Raw genomic sequence first — 1,195 nt, forward strand, 5'->3', positions numbered from 1 at the left:
ACCAAGCCGATCTGCTGGCGCGGTTCGGGCTGACGGGAAGGAAATTTGTGGCGCTCATGCCCGGCGCCGAGTTCGGCCCGGCAAAACGCTGGCCGAGCGATCACTATGCCGGGCTTGCCCGGAACATGATGGCAAAGGGTCTGGGCGTCGTGCTGCTCGGCTCGAAGAACGATGCCGGCGTGACCGGCGAGATCGCGACGCTCGCGCCCGGCGCCATCGACCTTGCCGGCAAGACGCGGCTGGAGGACGCCATCGACCTGATCGCCGCGGCAAAGCTTGCGGTCTCGAACGACAGCGGGCTGATGCATGTCGCGGCCGCCGTAAACACGCCGATCGTGGCCGTCTATGGTTCGACGTCGCCGGAAAACACGCCGCCGCTCAGCGAGCGCTCCGAACTGATCTGGCTGCATCTGTCCTGCTCGCCCTGTCACAAGAAAGTCTGCCCGCTCGGGCATCTCAACTGCCTCAAGACCCTTGATGTCGCCCGTGTCACTGCCGCGGCCGACCGCCTGCTCAAGGTTCCGGCGGCCGCATGAAAGTGCTGATCGTCAAGACATCGTCGATGGGCGATGTCATTCACACCTTTCCGGCCGTCGAGGACGCGGTGCGCAATCGTCCGGATATCAGCTTCGACTGGTGCGTGGAGGAGCCGTTTGCCGGCATCGTGGCGCTGCATCCGGCGATTGGAGTGATCCACAAGGTGGCGGTCCGGCGCTGGCGCAAGAGGCTTTTCGACGGCGGAACGTGGCGTGAGATGGCCGGGCTGCGCCGAGCACTCCGTGCCTCCCGCTACGATCTTGTCGTCGACGCGCAAGGCTTGTTGAAGTCTGCCCTGGTCGCCATCCAGGCCGACGCGCCGATTGCCGGCTTCGACCGCGCCAGCGCCCGTGAGCCTTCGGCGACGCTGTTCTATCAGCGCAAATACGCCGTGCCGCGCGATCTGCATGCCATCGAGCGCACCAGGCGGCTGTTCGGCCTGGCGCTGGGCTACCAGCCTGACCTGTCGGCGCTCGAGTCCGGCATCGTGCCGCCAGCGGGCGCGCTACCCGGCGTTGAAGGCAAAACCGCTTTCCTGCTCCACGGCACCAGCCGCGAGGACAAGAAATGGCCGGCCGAGGACTGGATCGGAACCGCGCGCGAGCTGGCCGACCGGCAATTCACGCCAGTGGTCACATGGTCGAATGAGGCGGAAAAG

The 1,195-nt window shown here is 66.0% G+C and carries 2 protein-coding genes; both read left to right on the plus strand.

Annotated elements, in window-relative coordinates; genetic code table 11:
• Positions 1 to 536: lipopolysaccharide heptosyltransferase II (waaF, locus tag EOA27_RS37205; RefSeq protein ID WP_127258798.1), on the plus strand; the 536-nt coding region annotated here is incomplete at its 5' end.
• On the plus strand, positions 533 to 1,195 hold a 663-nt coding region (gene waaC, locus EOA27_RS37210; protein WP_127258800.1), incomplete at its 3' end, for a lipopolysaccharide heptosyltransferase I. The genes waaF and waaC, both read left to right, overlap by 4 nt.

It is taken from the genome of Mesorhizobium sp. M2A.F.Ca.ET.037.01.1.1, assembly GCF_003998075.1.
Taxonomy (GTDB): Bacteria; Pseudomonadota; Alphaproteobacteria; order Rhizobiales; family Rhizobiaceae; genus Mesorhizobium.